The sequence below is a fragment of the Ruegeria sp. G2 genome (assembly GCF_056533505.1).
Genome location: NZ_JBQFON010000021.1, coordinates 1 through 2500 on the forward strand (window position 1 = coordinate 1; position 2500 = coordinate 2500).

A 2500-nucleotide genomic window follows, 5' to 3' on the forward strand; every position below is an offset into this window, starting at 1 on the left:
TGACGCTGGTTGCGGGAGCAGGATTTGAACCTGCGACCTTCAGGTTATGAGCCTGACGAGCTACCGGGCTGCTCCATCCCGCGACACTTAGCGTTGGTCTACCGCCTATTCGGCTACTTGAGACCGGGTAGTGTTCTTTTCATCGTGTTAGAGAGATTTTGGGATTTTACTAGGTTTGGCGGTGACCTACTCTCCCGGGGCTTAAGCCCAAGTACCATTGGCGCGGCAGTGCTTAACTTCCGGGTTCGGGATGGGACCGGGTGTTTCACTTGCGCTATGACCACCAAACCGAGGAAAATCCCCGTCGCTCTTTTTGCAGTGCAAAAAGGCGACGCGCGGCAGGCAGCGTATTCGCGAAGCGAATGCGCGTTACCGCACGGTTGTTATGTCACCCCTTACGGGGTTTCACATCAATCAACACCGTCGCTGTTTGCGTAGCAAAAGCGACGTAATTGTCCAACTCAAGGTCGGTGTATGCTTCTGGTTTGATTTTGTCTTTCCATTACTGGATCAAATCAAGCCTATCGGGCGATTAGTACCGGTCAACTGAACGCATTACTGCGCTTACATCTCCGGCCTATTGACGTGGTGGTCTTCCACGGCCCTCAGGGAGACCTTGTTTTGAGGGGGGCTTCCCGCTTAGATGCCTTCAGCGGTTATCCTGTCCGATCATAGCTACCCAGCACTGCCGTTGGCACGACAACTGGTCCACCAGTGGATCGTTCACCCCGGTCCTCTCGTACTAGGGGCAACTCCTCTCAAGTCTCCTACACCCACGGCAGATAGGGACCGAACTGTCTCACGACGTTCTAAACCCAGCTCACGTACCTCTTTAAACGGCGAACAGCCGTACCCTTGGGACCTGCTCCAGCCCCAGGATGAGATGAGCCGACATCGAGGTGCCAAACACTGCCGTCGATATGGACTCTTGGGCAGTATCAGCCTGTTATCCCCGGCGTACCTTTTATCCGTTGAGCGATGGCCCTTCCACTCGGGACCACCGGATCACTATGGCCGTCTTTCGACTCTGCTCGACTTGTCAGTCTTGCAGTCAGGCTGGCTTCTGCCATTGCACTCAACGAGCGATTTCCGACCGCTCTGAGCCAACCTTCGCGCGCCTCCGTTACGCTTTAGGAGGCGACCGCCCCAGTCAAACTACCCGCCACGCAGGGTCCCGGATCCGGATAACGGACCGCGGTTAGACATCAAGAGTGCGAAGGGTGGTATCTCAAGGGAGGCTCCACGGATACTTGCGTTTCCGCTTCAAAGCCTACCACCTATCCTGCACATCACAATCCTGATGCCAGTGCGAAGCTGTAGTAAAGGTGCACGGGGTCTTTCCGTCTAACCGCGGGAAGCCTGCATCTTGACAGGCAATTCAATTTCGCTGAGTCGATGTTGGAGACAGCGGGGAAGTCGTTACGCCATTCGTGCAGGTCGGAACTTACCCGACAAGGAATTTCGCTACCTTAGGACCGTTATAGTTACGGCCGCCGTTTACCTGGGCTTCAATTCAAGGCTCTCACCTCTCCTTTTAACCTTCAGGCACCGGGCAGGCGTCAGACCCTATACGTCGTCTTGCGACTTCGCAGAGCCCTGTGTTTTTAATAAACAGTCGCCACCCCCTGGTTTGTGCCCCCAGCCCCTAGTTGCCTAGGAACCGGGCCTCCTTCTCGCGAACTTACGGAGGTATTTTGCCGAGTTCCTTCAACATCGTTCTCTCAAGCGCCTTGGTATGCTCTACCAGTCCACCTGTGTCGGTTTAGGGTACGGTCTGATGGAGGGCTATTTCCAGGAACCACTCAGCAGCCCAATCAATCCGATAAGATTGAACTACACCTGTGATCCGTCACATCCTCCTGGCCTAGGAATATTAACCTAGTTCCCATCGCCTACGCCTTTCGGCCTCGGCTTAGGGGCCGGCTTACCCTGCTCAGATTAGCTTTAAGCAGGAACCCTTGGACTTTCGGCGAGAGTGTCTCTCACACTCTTTGTCGCTACTCATGTCATCATTCTCACTAGTGATCTCTCCACCGGATGGCTCACGCCCCGGCTTCATCGAAAGCTCCAAATATCCTCCAAGGCGTTCCGAAGAACGCTAAAGAGGATAGGAACTATGTCACACTACGCTCTGCTACCGATGCTTACGCATCCCTAGACTTCGGCTCATGGCTTGAGCCCCGTTACATCTTCGCCGCAGGACAACTTATTTAGACCAGTGAGCTGTTACGCTATCTTTAAAGGATGGCTGCTTCTAAGCCAACCTCCTGGTTGTTTTGGTCGTCCCACCTGCTTTCCCACTTAGCCATGAATTGGGGGCCTTAGTCGTAGGTCAGGGTTGTTTCCCTCTCCACTACGGACGTTAGCATCCGCAGTGTGTCTGCCATCTAGTACTCCCGGGTATTCGGAGTTTGGTTAGGATCAGTAAGCCTGTGGGGCCCCATTACCCATCCAGTGCTCTACCCCCCGGGGTATTCGGATGACGCTCTACCTAAATAGA

Annotated in this window: 1 tRNA gene and 2 rRNA genes (1 of these 3 cut by a window edge); all 3 read right to left on the minus strand. The window is 54.4% G+C overall.

From position 1 onward, the window contains the following. Positions 1–6: 6 nt before the first annotated feature. Positions 7–83: transfer RNA gene (locus tag ACR0DU_RS21250), tRNA-Met, on the minus strand. A 90-nt stretch (positions 84–173) separates the two neighbouring features. Further along, positions 174–288 (minus strand): 5S ribosomal RNA (gene rrf / locus ACR0DU_RS21255). A 223-nt stretch (positions 289–511) separates the two neighbouring features. Continuing rightward, positions 512–2500: ribosomal RNA gene (locus tag ACR0DU_RS21260) — 23S ribosomal RNA — on the minus strand; it runs 843 nt beyond the window's last position.